Origin of the sequence: Acidovorax sp. (assembly GCF_046339755.1) — a bacterium.
Taxonomy (GTDB): Bacteria; Pseudomonadota; Gammaproteobacteria; order Burkholderiales; family Burkholderiaceae_C; genus Acidovorax.
In genome coordinates this window covers 1-18147 of sequence record NZ_JBKDTZ010000185.1, presented here as the reverse complement: position 1 = coordinate 18147, position 18147 = coordinate 1, and the positions used below count along the sequence as shown (strand labels likewise).

Here is an 18147-nt window from a genome sequence, read left to right as displayed (position 1 = left end):
GGGGGGGTGGTGGGCTTGGGGCGGGCCCCCCCAAATGGCGGGGTTTTGGGATCGCGCCGAAACCCGGCACACCGCCCGCCAAGGCCGCTGCCCGAAGGGTTGGGGCGAAATCGGGCGATTGAATGCCCCGGCTGCTTGCATGGGCATGAGCCCATGCTGCGCATCCGAAGCATCCACTCATCCCGATTGCGCTCCAACGCGATCCCCTGCGAGATCGTAAACAGGTTCTTAGGCCTTGATGCAGATCAGTGGCACAATGCAGCCCGTACCAAGGCCCTTCCCCAGCCACAGTCGCATCCGCCAATCGGTTCAGCCGTGTCGCGGAAGGTTTACCAACCAGCTAATGCTTTCCCAAGGAAAGCGGAGGTCAGCGGAATATGAGCGATACGACGACCGTCTATCAAGCCTACCAAGGCAACACCTACCTCTTCGGCGGCAATGCGCCCTATGTCGAAGAGATGTACGAGAACTACCTCGCCAACCCCGGCAGCGTGCCCGACACCTGGCGCGAGTATTTCGACGCACTGCAGCATGTGCCTGCCGTCGATGGCTCCAATGCCAAGGACGTCCCCCACCTTCCCGTCGTCAATGCCTTTGCCGAGCGCGCCAAGCAGGGCGGCACCAAGGTCGTCGTGGCCACCGGTGCAGACTCCGAGCTGGGCCGCAAGCGCACCGCCGTCCAGCAGCTGATCGCCGCCTACCGCAATGTGGGCCAGCGCTGGGCTGACCTCGATCCACGGAAGCGCACCGAGCGCCCTGCGATCCCCGAACTCGAAGCCTCGTTCTACGGCTTCAGCGACGCGGACCAGGAAACCGTGTTCAACACCAGCAACACGTTCTTCGGCAAGGAATCCATGCCGCTGCGCGAGCTGATCAACGCGCTGCGCGAAACGTATTGCGGCTCCATCGGTGCCGAGTACATGTATGCCACCGACCAGAACCAGAAGCGCTGGTGGCAGGAAAAGCTGGAAACCATCCGCAGCAAGCCCAGCTTCGGCGCCGACAAGAAGAAGCAGATCCTCGACCGCCTGACGGCCGCCGAAGGCCTGGAACGCTTCCTGCACACCAAGTACGTCGGCCAGAAGCGTTTCTCCCTTGAAGGGGGTGAGAGCTTCATCGCCGCCATGGACGAACTGATCCAGTCCGCTGGCGCCAAGGGCGTGCAGGAAATCGTGATCGGCATGGCCCACCGCGGCCGCCTGAACGTGCTGGTGAACTCCCTGGGCAAGATGCCTGCGGACCTGTTCGCCGAGTTCGACCACACCGCACCCGAAGATTTGCCGGCCGGTGACGTGAAGTACCACCAGGGCTTCAGCTCCGACGTGACCACTCCCGGCGGCCCGGTCCACCTGTCGCTGGCGTTCAACCCTTCCCACCTGGAAATCGTGAATCCCGTGGTCGAAGGCTCGGTGCGCGCCCGCATGGACCGCCGCGCCGACCCCCAGGGCAAGCAGGTGCTGCCGGTGCTGGTGCACGGCGACGCGGCCTTTGCCGGTCAGGGCGTGAACCAGGAAACCCTGGCGCTGGCCCAGACCCGTGGCTATTCCACGGGTGGCACGGTGCACATCATCATCAACAACCAGATCGGTTTCACCACGTCCGATCCGCGCGACGCCCGCTCCACGCTGTACTGCACCGACATCGTGAAGATGGTCGAGTCGCCCGTGCTGCACGTCAACGGTGACGATCCTGAAGCCGTGGTGCTGGCCACCCAGCTTGCCCTCGAATTCCGCATGGAATTCCAGAAGGACGTGGTCGTGGACATCATCTGCTTCCGCAAGCTCGGCCACAACGAGCAGGACACACCTGCCCTGACCCAGCCGCTGATGTACAAGAAGATCGGCCAGCACCCCGGCACGCGCAAGCTGTACGCCGACAAGCTGGCCACCCAAGGCCTGGGCGAGACCCTGGGCGACGACATGGTCAAGGCCTACCGCGCCGCCATGGACGCGGGCAAGCACACGGTCGACCCGGTGCTGACCAACTTCAAGAGCAAGTACGCCGTGGACTGGAGCCCGTTCCTGGGCAAGAAGTGGACCGACGCGGGCGATACCGCGATCCCTCTGGCCGAGTGGAAGCGCCTGGCCGAGAAGATCACCACCATCCCTGAAAGCGTGACGCCGCACCAGTTGGTCAAGAAGGTTTACGACGACCGCGCGGCCATGGGACGTGGCGACATCCCCGTGGATTGGGGCATGGGCGAGCACATGGCCTTCGCCTCGCTGGTGGCCAGCGGCTTCCCCGTGCGCTTGTCCGGCGAAGACTGCGGCCGCGGCACGTTCACGCACCGCCACTCGGTCATCCATGACCAGAAGCGCGAGAAGTGGGACACCGGCACCTACGTGCCCCTGCAGAACGTGAGCGAGAACCAGGCTCCGTTCGTCGTGATCGACTCCATCCTGTCCGAAGAGGCGGTGCTGGGCTTCGAATACGGCTACGCATCCAACGACCCCAACACCCTGGTGATCTGGGAAGCCCAGTTCGGCGACTTCGCCAACGGCGCGCAGGTCGTGATCGACCAGTTCATCGCCTCCGGCGAAGTCAAGTGGGGCCGTGTCAACGGCATCACGCTGATGCTGCCGCACGGCTACGAAGGCCAGGGCCCAGAGCACAGCTCGGCCCGCCTGGAGCGCTTCATGCAGTTGTCGGCCGACGCCAACATGCAGGTGGTGCAGCCCACCACGGCAAGCCAGATCTTCCACATCCTGCGCCGCCAGATGGTGCGTGATCTGCGCAAGCCGCTGATCATCATGACGCCCAAGTCGCTGCTGCGCAACAAGGACGCTACCTCGCCGCTGTCCGAGTTCACCAAGGGCAGCTTCCAGACGGTGATCCCGGAGCAGGACGAAGCCATCGTGAAGAAGGCTGCCAAGGTCAAGCGCGTGATTGCCTGCTCGGGCAAGGTCTACTATGACCTGGTCAAGAAGCGCACCGAGCGCGAGGATGACGACGTTGCCATCATCCGCGTCGAGCAGTTGTATCCCTTCCCGCACAAGGCATTCGCGGCCGAGCTCAAGCGCTTCCCGAACGCCACGGACGTGGTGTGGTGCCAGGACGAGCCACAGAACCAGGGCGCCTGGTTCTTCGTGCAGCACTACATCCACGAGAACATGCTGGATGGCCAGAAGCTGGGTTACTCCGGCCGCGCGGCTTCCGCATCGCCTGCCGTGGGCTACTCGCACCTGCACCAGGAACAGCAAAAGGCGCTGGTGGACGGCGCGTTTGGCAAGATCAAGGGTTTAGTCCTGACCAAGTAAGGCCGGCAACCCCCGATTACACAGAACAGAACCCCATTCCGAAAGAATTGATATGGCTATCGTAGAAGTCAAAGTCCCCCAGCTGTCCGAGTCCGTGGCAGAAGCCACCATGCTCACCTGGAAGAAAAAGGCCGGTGAAGCGGTCGCAGTGGACGAGATCCTGATCGAGATCGAAACCGACAAGGTCGTGCTCGAAGTGCCCGCGCCTTCCGCTGGCGTGCTGTCCGAAATCATCCAGGGCGACGGTGCCACCGTGGTGGCCGAGCAGCTGATCGCCAAGATCGACACCGAAGGCAAGGCCGGTGCTGCTGCGCCTGCAGTGGCCGCCGCAGCAGCTGCCCCCGCTGCCGCTGCTGTTGCATCGGCTCCCGCGCCTGCTGCTGCCACCGGCGGCTCCAAGGGCGATGTGGCCATGCCTGCGGCCGCCAAGCTGCTGGCCGAGAACAACCTGTCCGCATCCGATGTGGCCGGTTCGGGCAAGGACGGCCGCGTGACCAAGGGCGACGTGCTCGGCGCGGTCGCTGGTGGTGCCGGCGGTGCCGCCAAGGCGGCCGTGGCAGCTCCCAGTGCCATTCCTACAGGCGTGCCTACCAAGGCACTGCCCCAGGTGGCGGCCCCGGCTGCCAAGGAAGACCTAAGCGGCCGCCCCGAGCAGCGCGTGCCCATGAGCCGCCTGCGCGCACGCGTGGCCGAGCGCCTGCTGCAGTCGCAATCGACCAACGCCATCCTGACCACGTTCAACGAAGTGAACATGGCCCCGGTGATGGACATGCGCAAGAAGTTCCAGGACGCGTTCACCAAGGAACACGGCGTGAAGATCGGCTTCATGAGCTTCTTCGTCAAGGCGGCCGTGCACGCCCTCAAGAAGTACCCCGTGCTCAACGCCTCGGTCGATGGCAACGACATCGTCTACCACGGCTTCTTCGACATCGGTATTGCCGTGGGCTCGCCCCGCGGCCTGGTGGTGCCCATCCTGCGCAATGCAGACCAGATGAGCTTTGCCGACATCGAGAAGAAGATCGCCGAGTTCGGCCAGAAGGCCAAGGACGGCAAGCTGGGCATCGAAGAGATGACCGGCGGCACGTTCTCGATCAGCAACGGCGGCACCTTCGGCTCCATGCTGTCCACGCCCATCATCAACCCGCCTCAGTCGGCCATCCTGGGCGTGCACGCCACCAAGGACCGCGCCGTGGTGGAGAACGGCCAGATCGTGATCCGCCCGATGAACTACCTGGCCATGTCGTATGACCACCGCATCATCGACGGCCGCGAAGCCGTGCTGGGCCTGGTGGCCATGAAGGAAGCGCTGGAAGACCCATCGCGCCTGCTGTTCGACATCTGATAGCACCCGAATCGACCCACCCGCGTGGCCGGCCCCTGGCCGCGCCCGCCGGTGGGTCTTTTTTCAATGAACAAGTATTGAGACCGACATGAGCAAACAATTCGACGTGATCGTCATCGGCGGCGGCCCCGGCGGCTATGTGGCTGCCATCCGTGCAGCGCAGCTGGGCTTCAACGTGGCCTGCCTCGACGAGTGGAAGAACGAAAAGGGCGGCCCCGCACCGGGCGGCACCTGCACCAACGTGGGCTGCATCCCCTCCAAGGCGCTGCTGCAATCGTCCGAGCATTTCGAGCATGCCAACAAGCACTTTGCCGAGCACGGCATTTCGGCCAGCGACGTCAAGATCGACGTGGCCAAGATGCTGGCCCGCAAGGACACCGTCGTGAAGCAGAACAACGACGGCATCCTGTACCTGTTCAAGAAGAACAAGATCACGTTCTTCCACGGCCGCGGCTCGTTCGTGAAGGCCGCCGAAGGTGGTTACGAGATCAAGGTGGCCGGCGCCGCCGAAGAGTCCATCACCGGCAAGCAGATCATCATCGCCACCGGCTCCAACGCCCGTGCGCTGCCCGGCACGCCGTTCGACGAAGAGTTCGTGCTGTCCAACGACGGCGCGCTGCGCGTGGGCGCGGTGCCCAAGAAGCTGGGCCTGATCGGCTCGGGCGTGATCGGCCTGGAAATGGGCTCGGTGTGGCGCCGCCTGGGTGCCGAAGTCACCATCCTCGAAGGCCTGCCGACCTTCCTGGGCGCGGTGGACGAGCAGATCGCCAAGGAAGCCAAGAAGGCCTTCGACAAGCAGGGCCTGAAGATCGAACTGGGCGTGAAGGTCGGCGAGATCAAGACCGGCAAGAAGGGCGTGAGCATTGCCTACACCAACGCCAAGGGCGAAGCCCAGGCGCTGGAGGTGGACAAGCTCATCGTCTCCTTCGGCCGCGTGCCCAACACCATCGGCCTGAACCCCGAAGCCGTGGGCCTGGCCCTGGACGAGCGCGGCGCCCTCGTGGTCGATGCCGACTGCAAGACCAACCTGCCCGGCGTGTGGGCCGTGGGCGACGTGGTGCGCGGCCCGATGCTGGCGCACAAGGCCGAGGAAGAAGGCGTAGCCGTGGCCGAGCGCATTGCCGGCCAGCATGGCCACGTGAACTTCAACACCGTGCCTTGGGTCATCTACACCAGCCCCGAGATCGCCTGGGTGGGCCGCACCGAGCAGCAGCTCAAGGCCGACGGCGTCAAGTACAAGGCCGGCAGCTTCCCCTTCCTGGCCAACGGCCGCGCACGTGCGTTGGGCGACACCACCGGCATGGTCAAGATGCTGGCCGATGCCGACACCGACGAGATCCTGGGCGTGCACATCGTGGGCCCACAGGCCAGCGAGCTGATCTCCGAAGCCGTCGTGGCCATGGAGTTCAAGGCCAGCAGCGAAGACATCGCGCGCATCTGCCACGCCCACCCCAGCCTGAGCGAAGCCACGAAGGAAGCGGCCCTGGCCGTGGACAAGCGTACGCTGAACTTCTGATGATCTGATCTCCACCCCGTGGAGATGGATGGCGCCGTCGCCCTGAGAAGGGCGGCGGCGCCTTGTGCATTGTTCAATCCCAGCAGAGGCGAGCGCACCGTGACTGTCAAACAGGCCTACCTGGCCGAACTCGAGGCCAAGGGCTTCCAAAGCGACCCCGCGCAGTTGCGCGCCGTGGATGCGCTGCAGCGCTGCGCCGATGAGTGGGCGACCTACAAGGAGCGGCGCTCCAACGCGTTCAAAAAGCTCATCAACCACCCCGACATCCCGCGCGGCGTCTACATGTACGGTGGGGTAGGGCGGGGCAAGTGCTTCCTCATGGAATGCTTCTTCAACGCCGTGCCCTTGAAGCGCAAGGTGCGCCTGCATTTTCACGAGTTCATGCGCGAGGTGCACCGCGAGCTGGCGGGCCTGCAGGGTACGCAGAACCCGCTCGATGTGTTGGGCGAGCGCATTTCCAAGCGCTACAAGCTGATCTGCTTCGACGAATTCCACGTGGCCGACATCACCGACGCGATGATCCTGCACCGCCTGCTGGCGTCGCTGTTCGAGAACGGTGTGGGCTTCGTCACCACCTCCAACTTCAAGCCCGACGACCTGTACCCGGGCGGCCTGCACCGCGACCGCATCCTGCCCGCCATCGCGCTGCTCAATGAGCGCCTGGAGGTGGTGAACGTGGACAACGGCACCGACTACCGGCGCCGCACCATGGAGCAGGTCAAGCTCTACCACATGCCCCTGGGCCCGGATGCCGACGCGCAGATGAACGAGGCCTTCAACCAGCTGGCCGAGGTGCATGACGAAGACCCGGTGCTGCACATCGAGGCGCGCGAGATCCGCGCCAAGCGCAAGGCTGGCGGGGTGGTATGGTTCGATTTCCGTGAGCTCTGCGGTGGGCCGCGTTCGCAGAACGACTACCTGGAGATCGCCACGCAGTTCCACACCGTGCTGCTGTCCGACGTGCCCTACCTGCCGGTGGCCATGGCCTCGCCCGCGCGGCGTTTCACCTGGCTGGTGGACGTGCTGTACGACCGGCGCGTGAAGCTCATCATGTCGGCGGCCGTGCCGCCCGATGCGTTGTACACGGAAGGTCCCCTGGCACATGAGTTCCCGCGCACGGTGTCGCGCCTGAACGAAATGCAGTCCAAGGAATTTCTGGCGCTCGAGCGCCGCGTGGTGGATACAGGGTTGACATGACAAGCAAGACGACAATGCGGCGCTTATTCTTCATCCCCGCGCTGTGCCTTGCGGTGCAGGCGGTTGTGTTGGCGCCGGCCAGGGCGCAGGACGATGCCCCCGATGCATCGCCCGAACGCAAGGCGGCCCATGCACAGCGCAAGGCCGAGCGGGCGGGCATCGACCAGGAGCGCAAGGCCATTGCCGAGCGGCAGCTTGGTGCCGACAAGGAGTGCTACAAGCTCTTTGCGGTGGAAGACTGCCTGCGCACCTCGCGCAACCGCACGCGCGAGGCCGAGGCTGGGCTGCGCAAGCGGGAAATGCAGATCAACGATGCCGAGCGCAAGGAGAAGGCGGCCGACCGCAGGCGCAGCATTGCGGAGAAGCAGAGCGCCCAGCCCGGGCCGCCTGGTGAAGTGCCCGGGGTGGGGATCGGCGTGCGTGGTCAGCCGCATGTGCAGACCCCGCGCACGCCGCGTACCCCCAAGACCCCTGTGGTTCCCACCCCGCGCGCCCAGGACATCCAGCAGCGCGAGGCCGAGAGGGCCCAGCGTGCCGCCGAAGCAGCCCAGCGTGCGGGCCGCGCCCGCGAGCGCCATGCCGAGGAGCTGAAGGCGGCCGAAGCGCGCCGCGCCCGGGTAGCGCGCGACCAGGCCGCTGCCGCCGCATCAGGCCGCAAGCCGGCCGCACCGCTGCCCGTACCGGCACCGGAGGCAGCGAAGTAAGACGCGGATATCGCCGCCCCGGCTCCCATCCAGGGGCGACGTTGGTGGGGTGCGGCAGCAGCCCGCAGGGCCGCGGGGTGCTGCCCGCGCCTTCAGACCTTGCTGGTCGTGGTGCCTGCCGCCGCAGGGGCGGTGGGGGCAGGGCGCGCACCCATGCCCATGCCCTGGATGGGCTTCTTCTCCTCGATCAGGGCCTCGATCTTCACGATCACCAGCGACAGGTTGTCGCCGCCCCCGCGCGCCCGGGTGCGGGCCTTTTCGATCAGGAACTCGGTCGCTTCACGCGGCGAGAGCGATTCGACCACCGAGGCCAGCTCGGTCGGCGAGAAGTAATGCCACACGCCGTCGCTGCAGGCCATGAGCGGGTCGCCCGGGTGCAGCTGGGGGATCCTGTGGGTGGTGCTGGGCGGGTCGCTCTCGGTGTCCAGGCAGCCCACCAGGATGTTCGAGTGCGGGTGGTTGTTGGCCTCGGCTTCGGTCAGCTCGCCGCGGTCCACCAGGGCCTGCACGTAGGAGTGGTCGCTGGTACGGTGCGCCAGGCGCCCGCCCTGGAAGTGGTAGATGCGCGAGTCGCCGGCATGCACCCAATGGCAGTCGCCGCGCGGGTTGATCAGGAAGGCGGCAATGGTGCTGTGCGGCTCCTGCTCGGCCGAGATGGCGGTGAGGCGGATGACGATGTGCGCTTCTTCGACCATGCTCTTGAGCATGGCGGCCGGGTCGTCGGTCTCGGGTGAATAGCGCTCGAAGAGCTGGCGCGCGGTCATCATGACCTGGTCGGACGCCTTGCGTCCACCGCTGCGTCCCCCCATGCCGTCTGCCACGACCCCCAGCACGCAGCCGTTGTGCCGCTCGTGTGCAATCAGGGCCACCTGGTCTTGCTGGTACTCGCGGTCACCCTTGTGGATGCCGGTGGAGGCGATAAGGCGAAACGCTTTGGTGCTCATGCTGGTGATTGTGGTGTGCCAACGGGCCTGTCTGTCGTCTGGATGCTCTGAAGCGCGTATTATCCGCCCGCCTGTGGCATTTTTGCCATGACTGCCGGGCACCCTCTCTTGAAATCCACCCACCTTCCGCCCCTGCGGCGACCGATCACGCGACGCATGGAGCGCTTGCTACACCGCCGGGAGCGCGCCTGATGCCGCTGGCCGAGGTGGTGAAGGAGGTGTTCGCACCCGGCGGCCTGCTGGCGCGCTCCGATGCCCAGTTTCGCCCGCGCGAAGGCCAAACCCGCATGGCCGCCGCCGTGGCCCGCACCATGGAAGAAGGCGGCAAGCTGGTGGTGGAGGCCGGCACCGGCGTGGGCAAGACCTTCTCCTACCTGGTCCCGGCACTGCTCAGCGGCGAGCGCGTGCTGCTCTCCACGGCCACCAAGGCGCTGCAGGACCAGCTGTTCGCACGCGACCTGCCGCTGCTGGCCGAGGTGCTGGGCGTGCCTGTGCGGGCTGCCTTGCTCAAGGGCCGGGCCAGCTACCTGTGCCTGCACCGCATGGTGCAGGCACGCCAGGACGGTGCGGTAACAGATCGTAATGTCGTGCGTGTGTTGGCCAAAGTGGAAGACTGGTCGCGCACCACCCGAAGCGGCGACCTGGCCGAACTCACGGGTCTGGACGAACGCTCGCCGGTGATTCCCCTGGTGACGTCCACGCGCGAGAACTGCTTGGGCGCCAGCTGCCCGCGGGCGCGTGAATGCCATGTGAACATCGCCCGGCGCGAGGCACTGGCGGCCGACATCGTGGTGATCAACCACCATCTCTTTTTTGCCGACATGGCCGTGCGCGAATCCGGCGTGGCCGAACTGCTGCCCTCGGTGCGCGTGGTGGTGTTCGACGAAGCGCACCAGATCAGCGAGACCGGTGTGCAGTTCCTGGGCCTGCAGCTGTCCTCGGGCCAGTTGCTCGACTTTGCGCGCGACCTGCTGGCCGCCGGCCTGGCGCATGCGCGCGGCCTGGCCGACTGGGTGGTGCTTGCGAACCGGGTGGAACGCGGCGTGGACGATCTGCGCGCTGCGGGCGGCGCGCAGGGCAAGCGCGGCTGGGCCGGCATGGCGCCCGAGGGTGCCGATTCAGCCGCCTGGCAGGCCAGCCTGCGCGCCCTGGCCAGCGCCTGCGCCCAGGCCCAGGAAGCCCTCGACACCTTGAGCGAGACCGCGCCCGACCTGGCACGCCTGTACGAACGCAGCACCGAACTGCTGGCGCGCCTGGCGCGCTTTGCCGGCCCCTGCAGCGATGATGCGGTACGTTGGATCGACCTGGGCGCCAGTACCCAGGTGCGGCTGGTCGAATCGCCGCTCGACATTGCCCATGCCATGCGCACCCGCCTGCTGACCCAGCCCACCCAGAGCGTGCAGGGCGACGAATGGCCCGACCCCGAGGGCGAGCGCGAGCGGGCCTGGATCTTCACCTCGGCCACGCTCGGTGCCGATGAGGGCCTGACCTGGTTCGTGGAGCGCTGCGGCCTGGAGGGCGCCGAGATCCTGCGCGTGGACAGCCCCTTCGACTACGCCACGCAGGCTGCGCTGTACGTGCCGCGCCACCTGCCCAAGCCGGCCGATCCGGCGCACAGCGCAGCCATTGCCCGGCTGGCCGGTGATGCCGCCGCCCGCATCGGCGGGCGCACCCTGGTGCTCACGACCACGCTCAAGGCCCTGGCCTTGATCGGTGATGCCTTGCACCGCCGGTTCGGCGATGGGCAGTCGCTGTCGGTGCTGGTGCAAGGCGAGTGGCCCAAGCGCCGCCTCATGGAGCGCTTTCGCGAAGGCAGCATGCATGGCGCTCCGGGGTGCATCCTGGTGGCCTCGGCCACATTCTGGGAGGGCTTCGACGTGCCGGGCGATTCCCTGCAGCTGGTCATCATCGACAAGCTGCCGTTCCCGCCGCCGGGCGATCCGCTGGTCGAGGCGCGCAGCCAGCGCATCGAAGAGGCGGGGGGAAGTTCGTTTCAGCAGTACTCGGTGCCCGAGGCGGCCGTGGCGCTCAAGCAGGGCGCGGGCCGGCTGATACGGCGCGAGTCGGACCGCGGGGTGCTGGTGGTCGGCGACACGCGCCTGGCCACCATGGGCTATGGCAAGCGGCTGCTGCGTGCCCTGCCGCCCATGCGGCGCCTGGAGTCCCCGGAGGATTTCGCGGCCGCGCTGGATGATCTGCTGGCGGCGAGTTCAGACGCCGTCTGAACGGGTCAGCGGACTACCAGAACTTCCACCATGGATCCGACTTGCCCTTGAGCCCGGCGCGCACATACTCGCTTTGCGGATACGAGGCGTCCATCACGCGGCGGGTGTCGTCGCGCAGCTGGGTCATGCCCAGAGCGTCGTAGGACTGCATCAGGATGTAGAGCGCCTCTTCCACGGCGGGCACGCCCTGGTAGTCGGCCACGGCCACCTGGGCGCGGCTGATGGCGGCCACATAGGCGCCGCGCTGGTAGTAGTAGCGCGCCACGTGCACTTCGTACTGGGCCAGCGAGTTGACGATGTAGGTCATGCGCTGGCGCGCGTCCTGGGCGTAGCGCGAGTCGGGGAAGCGTGTGGCCAGTTCGCTGAAGGATTCGAACGAATCCTTGGCGGCCTTCTGGTCGCGCTCGGACAGGTCCTGGCGCGACAGCCACGAGAACAGGCCCAGGTTGTCATTGAAATTGACCAGGCCCTTGAGGTACAGCGCGTAGTCCAGCGCGGGACTGGCAGGGTGCAGCTTCATGAAGCGGTCGAGCGTGGCCACGGCCTGCGCCTTTTCACCGGCCTTGTAGTGGGCGTAGGCCTTGTCCAGCTGGGCCTGCTGGGCCAGCGGCGTGCCGGCGGCACGGCCTTCGAGCTTCTCGAACAGCGGCACGGCCTTGTCGTAGCCGCCCGAATTCATTTCATCCTTGGCTTCGGAGTAGATGCGGTTCGGGCTCCAGTTGGCGGTCTTGTCTTCCGTGGTGGTCGAGCACCCGGCAAGGACACCTGCAGCCAGCAGGGCGGAGATAAACGGCAGTGGGGCACGAAGCATCGCAAGCAGCTTTCAGGCAAAAAAAGGAAACCGGATGTTCCGGGAGCGGCCGGTGCGCGCTGGCGGCACCGGGGCAGGCCGGGAAAAACCGAACGTGCATTGTACCGGCCGCTCCCGGCTCCTGAATCTCCCTGTCGCAAACGTTTCGGTTACGGGATGCACCGGGCTTTCTACAATGGAGTCCATGTTTGTTCACTTGCGCCTGCACACCGAGTATTCCGTCGTCGACGGCACCAACCGCATCGACGAGGTGGCCAAGGCCGCCGCCGCCGATGGCCAGCCCGCCCTGGCCATCACCGACCTCAACAACCTCTTCGGCGCCATCAAGTTCTACAAGGAAGCCCGGGGCAAGGGCGTCAAGCCCCTGCTGGGCGCCGAGATCTTCCTGGAGGGCGAGGGCACGGCCCCGCCCTCGCGCATGATCGTGCTGGTGCAGAACCGGCAGGGCTACCTCAGCCTGTCGGAACTGCTGGCCCGCGCCTGGACGCGCAACATCGTCAAGAACGTCGCCGTGTGCACCTGGGAATGGCTGCAGGAACTGTCCGAAGGGCTGATCGTGCTCTCGGGCGCCCAGGCCGGCCCCGTGGGGCAGGCCCTGCTCAAGGGCGACGACGCCGGTGCCGCAGACCTGGCGCTGCGCCTGGCGGGCATCTTCCCGCACCGCTTCTACATCGAGCTGCAGCGCGCCGGCCTGCCCGATGACGAGGCCCACGTGTTGGCCGCCGCGAAACTGGCCGCGCGCCTGCACCTGCCCGTGGTGGCCACCCACCCGGTGCAGTTCGCCGATGCCGAGGGCTACGAGGCCCACGAGGCGCGCGTGTGCATCGCCGAAGGCGAGATCCTGGCCAACCCGCGCCGGGTGCGCCGCTTCACGCGCGAGCAGTATTTCAAGTCCTCGGCCCAGATGCAGGCGCTGTTCGCCGACATTCCCTCGGCGATTGCCAACACAGTGGAGATCGCCCAGCGATGCAACCTGACCCTGGTGCTGGGCAAGCCGCAATTGCCGGACTTTCCCACGCCCGGCGGCATACCGATCGACCAGCACTTCCGCAATGCGTCCTTCGAAGGCCTGGAAGAGCGCCTGAAGCTGCTGTTCCCGAAAGAGGCCGACCGTGATGCGCAGCGCCCACGCTATGTGGAGCGGCTGGAGTTCGAGATCGGAACCATCCTCAAGATGGGCATCCCCGGCTACTTCCTCATCGTGGGCGATTTCATCCAGTGGGCCAAGGAAAACGGCTGCCCCGTGGGCCCGGGCCGGGGTTCGGGCGCCGGCTCGCTGGTGGCCTATGCGCTCAAGATCACCGACCTCGATCCGCTCGAATACAACCTGCTCTTCGAGCGTTTCCTGAACCCCGAGCGGGTGTCCATGCCCGACTTCGACATCGACTTCTGTCAGTCCAACCGCGACCGGGTGATCGACTACGTGAAGGAAAAGTACGGCAAGAACGCCGTGAGCCAGATCGCCACGTTCGGAACGCTGGCCGCCAAGGCCGCCATCCGCGACGTGGGCCGCGTGATGGACATGAGCTACACCTTCTGCGACGGCATCTCCAAGCTCGTGCCGGGCAAGCCCGGCATGTCCTATACGCTGCAGTACCCGCCTGAAGTCAAGAAGGATGGCGACAAGAACAACTACGCGCTGGAGCTCGAGCCCATGCTCTACGAGCGTGTGCGCAAGGAGGAGGACGTCAGGACCGTCATCGAGATGGCGCAGAAGCTCGAGGGCATGACGCGCAACATCGGCATGCACGCCGGGGGCGTGCTGATCGCGCCGGGCAAGCTCACCGACTTCTGCCCGCTGTACCAGCAGCCGGGCAGCGAATCGGCCGTGAGCCAGTACGACAAGGACGACGTGGAGGCCATCGGCCTGGTGAAGTTCGACTTTCTGGGCCTGGCCACGCTCACCATCCTGGAGATTGCGCGCGAGTTCATCATGAAGCGCCACAAGGGCCAGGAGAACTTCGCCTTCGAGGCCATCCCGCTCGATGACGGACCGACCTACAAGCTCTTCTCCGACGGCAAGACCGAGGCCGTGTTCCAGTTTGAAAGCCGTGGCATGCAGGGCATGCTGCGCGAAGCGCGCCCGAGCCGGCTGGAGGACCTGATCGCGCTGAACGCGCTGTACCGCCCGGGTCCCATGGACCTGATCCCCAGCTTCGTGAACCGCAAGCATGGCAAGGAAGTGGTGGAGTACCCGCACCCGCTGGTGGAGAAGGTGCTGGCCGAGACCTACGGCATCATGGTCTACCAGGAGCAGGTGATGCAGACCGCCCAGGTGCTGGGCGGCTACAGCCTGGGCGGCGCCGACATGCTGCGCCGCGCCATGGGCAAGAAGAAGGCCGAGGAGATGGCCGAGCACCGGCTGATCTTCCGCGCCGGTGCCGCCAAGCAGGGCATCAGCGAGGAGAAGGCCGACGAGGTGTTCGACCTGATGGAAAAGTTCGCGGGCTACGGCTTCAACAAGTCGCACGCGGCCGCCTACTCGCTGCTGGCCTACCACACCGGCTGGCTCAAGGTGCACTACACGGCCGAGTTCTTCTGCGCCAACATGACGGTGGAAATGGACGACACCGACAAGCTCAAGGTGCTGTTCGAGGACGCGCGCAAGAACTTCGGCATGAACTTCGAGGTGCCCGACGTGAACCGCGGCATGTACCGCTTCGAGCCGGTGACCGACAAGGTCATCCGCTACGGCCTGGGGGCCGTCAAGGGCGGTGGGCAGGCGGCCATCGAGGCCATCGTGGCGGCGCGCGAAGGGCGGGGCGAAGGCCCCAACGGTTCCATCAAGGGTCCGTTCAAGAGCCTGTTCGACTTCTGCCTGCGCGTGGACCGCGCGCGCATGAACAAGCGCACGGTGGAGGCACTGATCAAGGCCGGCGCCTTCGACTCGCTCAACCTCAACCGCGCCTCGCTGGTGGCTTCCATCGACCGGGCCTTCGACTTCGCCGCGGCCTCGCTGGCCAACGTCAACCAGGGCGGCCTGTTCGACATGATGGGCGACGACGCCCATGGATCGAGCACGCAGGAGCCCGACCTGGTGGACGTGACGCCCTGGGGCATCAAGGAGCGCCTGACGCTGGAGAAGACGGCGGTGGGCTTCTACCTCTCGGGCCACCTGTTCGAAGAGGTGGCGGTGGAGGTGCGGCGCTTCGTGCGCACGCAGATCGACGAGCTGCTGGACAGCCGCGAGCCGCAGATCCTGGCCGGCATCATCAGCGACTTCCGGGTCATCAACGGCCAGCGCGGCAAGCTTGCGCTGTTCAAGCTGGACGACAAGTCGGCCGTGATCGAGGCCTCGGCCGACGAAGCCCTGATCAACACCTACAGGAACCAGCTCAAGGAGGACGAGTTCGTGGTGATGATGGGCCGGCTGCAGCTGGACCATTTCAGCGGCGGCCTGCGCGTGAAAGTGCAGCAGGTGTGGGACCTGGCCGGTGCGCGCGCGCGCTTCGGCAAGTACCTGCATGTGGTGGTGAATGACAAGGCGCCCGAGGTGCAGAAACTGCTGCGCGAGTTCCCGCCGCGCCGCGAGGAGGCGCCCGAGGGCGACCTGCTGCACGGCCTGCGCGTGCGCATGGGGCTGCGCTGCACGGGCACCCCCCAGGGGGCCGCCGGCAGCGCCTCGGCCGTCGCCGAGATCCAGCTGTCCGACAGCAGCCGCTTCTACCCCAGTGATGCTGCCCTGGCCGCCTGGAGCGCGCAGGTTGGAGCCGGCTCGGCGACCGTGGTTTATGACTAGGAGGGCTGCCGTTTCATATTCGCCCAAAGGGTGTTTTGTCGGTCTGCATATGGCCTGGCAAGAATATTGCTCAGGCCAGCCTTGAAAAAAAACGGATGAACATCAGATTTCTCCTGCGGCAGCGTTACGCGCGTGTCGCTAGAATGAAATTCATGGCAACAAAACCACCTTCTCCCAAAGCCGCGCCGCCTGTCACCAGGCCTGCGCGGGATGACGGCGGTTCGGTCGTGCTGGAAAGACGCACGCAAAAGACCCAGCCGCCACAGATGTACCAGGTGGTCATGCTCAATGACGACTACACGCCCATGGAGTTCGTGATCGTGGTGCTGCAGGAGTTCTTCAGCAAGGACCGGGAGCAGGCGACCCAGATCATGCTCAAGATCCACCTCGACGGCAAAGGCGTCTGCGGCGTGTATTCGCGCGACGTGGCGGCCACCAAGGTCGAGCAGGTGCTCGATGCGGCCCTCAAGGCCGGGCACCCGCTGCAATGTGTCAGTGAACCTGTTGAATAACAGGTTTTTCGTCCCGATCTACAGTTATCCATTCCACGCAAGCACAAAGGAGTTCACATGATTGCCCAAGAACTGGAAGTCAGCTTGCACATGGCCTTCGTCGAGGCCCGCCAGCAGCGCCACGAGTTCATCACCGTGGAGCATCTGCTGCTTGCACTGCTTGATAACCCCAGCGCAGCGGAGGTGCTGCGCGCGTGTTCGGCCAATATCGACGATCTGCGTTCGTCGCTGTCGAACTTCATCAAGGACAACACCCCCCAGGTGGCCGGCACCGATGAGGTGGACACGCAACCCACGCTGGGTTTCCAGCGCGTGATCCAGCGCGCCATCATGCACGTGCAGTCCACCGGCAACGGCAAGAAGGAAGTCACCGGCGCCAACGTGCTCGTGGCCATCTTCGGCGAGAAGGACTCGCACGCCGTGTACTACCTGCACCAGCAGGGCGTGACGCGCCTGGACGTGGTCAACTTCATTGCCCACGGCATCAAGAAGGGTGAGCCACCAGAGCCCGCCAAGGCCGAGAATCAGGCCGAGGGCGAGGAGGGCGGCTCTGCCGAACGCAACGAGAAGGCCTCGCCGCTGGAGCAGTTCACGCAGAACCTGAACCAGGCCGCCAAGGATGGCAAGATCGATCCGCTGATCGGGCGCAACTACGAGGTCGAGCGCACCATCCAGATCCTGTGCCGCCGCCGCAAGAACAACCCGCTGCTGGTGGGTGAGGCCGGCGTGGGCAAGACCGCCATCGCCGAGGGCCTGGCCTGGCGCATCACGCAGAACGACGTGCCCGAGATCCTGGCCGAGGCCGTGGTGTACTCGCTCGACATGGGCGCGCTGCTGGCCGGGACCAAGTACCGCGGTGATTTCGAGCAGCGCCTCAAGGGTGTGCTCAAGTCGCTCAAGGACAAGCCCAACGCCATCCTGTTCATCGACGAGATCCACACCCTGATCGGTGCGGGCGCAGCCTCGGGGGGCACGCTCGATGCGTCCAACCTGCTCAAGCCGGCGCTGTCCAGCGGCCAGCTCAAGTGCATCGGCGCCACCACCTTCACGGAGTACCGTGGCATCTTCGAAAAAGACGCCGCGCTGTCGCGCCGCTTCCAGAAGGTGGACGTGGTCGAGCCCACGGTGGCCGAGACCATCGACATCCTGAAGGGCCTGAAGTCGCGCTTCGAGGAGCACCACAGCGTGAAGTACGCCACGGCCGCCCTGCAGGCTGCGGCCGAGCTGAGCGCCAAGTACATCAATGACCGCCATCTGCCCGACAAGGCGATCGACGTCATCGACGAAGCCGGTGCCGCCCAGCGCATCATGGTGCCGAGCAAGCGCAAGAAGACCATCGGCAAGGCCGAGATCGAAGAGATCGTGGCCAAGATCGCGCGCATCCCGCCGGCCAACGTGTCCAACGACGACCGCAGCAAGCTGCAGACGCTGGAGCGTGACTTGAAGAGCGTGGTGTTCGGCCAGGACAAGGCCCTGGAAGTGCTCGCCAGCTCGGTGAAGATGGCACGCTCCGGCCTGGGCAAGGGCGACAAGCCAATCGGCTCGTTCCTGTTCAGCGGCCCCACGGGCGTGGGCAAGACCGAGGCCGCCAAGCAACTGGCCTATATCATGGGCATCGAGCTTTTGCGCTTTGACATGTCGGAGTACATGGAGCGCCATGCCGTGAGCCGCCTGATCGGTGCGCCCCCGGGCTATGTCGGGTTCGACCAGGGTGGCCTGTTGACCGAAGCCATCACGAAGAAGCCGCACGCGGTGCTGCTGCTCGACGAGATCGAGAAGGCGCATCCGGATGTCTTAAACGTGCTGCTCAAGGTGATGGACCACGGCACCCTTACCGACAACAACGGCCGCAAGTCGGACTTCCGCAACGTCATCATCGTCATGACCACCAATGCTGGGG

General features: G+C 65.7%; 11 protein-coding genes. 9 read left to right on the top strand and 2 right to left on the bottom strand.

Annotation, left to right across the window (positions count from 1 at the left end; all coding sequences use genetic code 11):
• Nucleotides 1–377: 377 nt before the first annotated feature.
• From ACK59X_RS15210 to ACK59X_RS15190, 5 genes are all read left to right on the top strand, one after another.
• Nucleotides 378–3257 carry a 2-oxoglutarate dehydrogenase E1 component gene (locus ACK59X_RS15210; RefSeq protein WP_409958389.1) on the top strand — a complete coding sequence of 960 codons (2880 nt, stop codon included), beginning with the start codon at nucleotides 378–380 and terminating at the stop codon, nucleotides 3255–3257.
• A gap of 52 nt (nucleotides 3258–3309) precedes the next feature.
• Nucleotides 3310–4599: a 2-oxoglutarate dehydrogenase complex dihydrolipoyllysine-residue succinyltransferase gene (gene odhB, locus ACK59X_RS15205; RefSeq protein WP_409958387.1), complete on the top strand. Its 1290-nt coding sequence runs from the start codon at nucleotides 3310–3312 to the stop codon at nucleotides 4597–4599.
• Between the two features lie 88 nt (nucleotides 4600–4687).
• Nucleotides 4688–6115: a dihydrolipoyl dehydrogenase gene (gene lpdA / locus ACK59X_RS15200; protein ID WP_409958385.1), complete on the top strand. Its 1428-nt coding sequence runs from the start codon at nucleotides 4688–4690 to the stop codon at nucleotides 6113–6115.
• A 99-nt stretch (nucleotides 6116–6214) separates the two neighbouring features.
• Nucleotides 6215–7312, top strand: a complete 1098-nt coding sequence (zapE, locus tag ACK59X_RS15195) for a cell division protein ZapE (protein WP_409958383.1) — start codon at nucleotides 6215–6217, stop codon at nucleotides 7310–7312.
• A gap of 14 nt (nucleotides 7313–7326) precedes the next feature.
• Nucleotides 7327–8016 carry a hypothetical protein gene (locus ACK59X_RS15190; RefSeq protein ID WP_409958381.1) on the top strand — a complete coding sequence of 230 codons (690 nt, stop codon included), beginning with the start codon at nucleotides 7327–7329 and terminating at the stop codon, nucleotides 8014–8016.
• A 92-nt stretch (nucleotides 8017–8108) separates the two neighbouring features.
• On the opposite strand, the gene ACK59X_RS15185 is transcribed toward ACK59X_RS15190, so the two are convergent.
• Nucleotides 8109–8960: a PP2C family protein-serine/threonine phosphatase gene (locus ACK59X_RS15185; RefSeq protein WP_409958379.1), complete on the bottom strand. Its 852-nt coding sequence runs from the start codon at nucleotides 8958–8960 to the stop codon at nucleotides 8109–8111.
• A 191-nt stretch (nucleotides 8961–9151) separates the two neighbouring features.
• On the opposite strand from ACK59X_RS15185, the gene ACK59X_RS15180 reads away from it, so the two are divergent.
• On the top strand, nucleotides 9152–11185 hold the full coding sequence (locus ACK59X_RS15180; protein ID WP_409958377.1) for an ATP-dependent DNA helicase: 2034 nt from the start codon (nucleotides 9152–9154) through the stop codon (nucleotides 11183–11185).
• 13 nt (nucleotides 11186–11198) lie between these two features.
• Here ACK59X_RS15180 and ACK59X_RS15175 read toward each other — a convergent pair whose 3' ends face one another.
• Nucleotides 11199–11996: an outer membrane protein assembly factor BamD gene (locus ACK59X_RS15175; RefSeq protein WP_409958375.1), complete on the bottom strand. Its 798-nt coding sequence runs from the start codon at nucleotides 11994–11996 to the stop codon at nucleotides 11199–11201.
• A gap of 184 nt (nucleotides 11997–12180) precedes the next feature.
• Here ACK59X_RS15175 and dnaE point away from each other — a divergent pair, with 184 nt between their 5' ends.
• The 3 genes from dnaE to ACK59X_RS15160 form a co-directional block, all read left to right on the top strand.
• Nucleotides 12181–15735: a DNA polymerase III subunit alpha gene (dnaE, locus tag ACK59X_RS15170; protein WP_409958373.1), complete on the top strand. Its 3555-nt coding sequence runs from the start codon at nucleotides 12181–12183 to the stop codon at nucleotides 15733–15735.
• A gap of 143 nt (nucleotides 15736–15878) precedes the next feature.
• Nucleotides 15879–16247 carry an ATP-dependent Clp protease adapter ClpS gene (gene clpS / locus ACK59X_RS15165; RefSeq protein WP_035203675.1) on the top strand — a complete coding sequence of 123 codons (369 nt, stop codon included), beginning with the start codon at nucleotides 15879–15881 and terminating at the stop codon, nucleotides 16245–16247.
• A 57-nt stretch (nucleotides 16248–16304) separates the two neighbouring features.
• A partial coding sequence (locus ACK59X_RS15160) for an AAA family ATPase (RefSeq protein ID WP_409958371.1) occupies nucleotides 16305–18147 on the top strand: 1843 nt, incomplete at its 3' end.

What these genes read in the sequence shown, in the direction of transcription:
- ACK59X_RS15175 (WP_409958375.1), bottom strand. Translation starts at nt 11,996, where the DNA reads ATGCTTCGTGCCCCACTGCCGTTTATCTCCGCCCTGCTGGCTGCAGGT.
- dnaE (WP_409958373.1), top strand. Translation starts at nt 12,181, where the DNA reads ATGTTTGTTCACTTGCGCCTGCACACCGAGTATTCCGTCGTCGACGGC.
- ACK59X_RS15180 (WP_409958377.1), top strand. Translation starts at nt 9,152, where the DNA reads ATGCCGCTGGCCGAGGTGGTGAAGGAGGTGTTCGCACCCGGCGGCCTG.
- clpS (WP_035203675.1), top strand. Translation starts at nt 15,879, where the DNA reads ATGAAATTCATGGCAACAAAACCACCTTCTCCCAAAGCCGCGCCGCCT.
- lpdA (WP_409958385.1), top strand. Translation starts at nt 4,688, where the DNA reads ATGAGCAAACAATTCGACGTGATCGTCATCGGCGGCGGCCCCGGCGGC.
- ACK59X_RS15210 (WP_409958389.1), top strand. Translation starts at nt 378, where the DNA reads ATGAGCGATACGACGACCGTCTATCAAGCCTACCAAGGCAACACCTAC.
- ACK59X_RS15185 (WP_409958379.1), bottom strand. Translation starts at nt 8,960, where the DNA reads ATGAGCACCAAAGCGTTTCGCCTTATCGCCTCCACCGGCATCCACAAG.
- odhB (WP_409958387.1), top strand. Translation starts at nt 3,310, where the DNA reads ATGGCTATCGTAGAAGTCAAAGTCCCCCAGCTGTCCGAGTCCGTGGCA.
- ACK59X_RS15190 (WP_409958381.1), top strand. Translation starts at nt 7,327, where the DNA reads ATGCGGCGCTTATTCTTCATCCCCGCGCTGTGCCTTGCGGTGCAGGCG.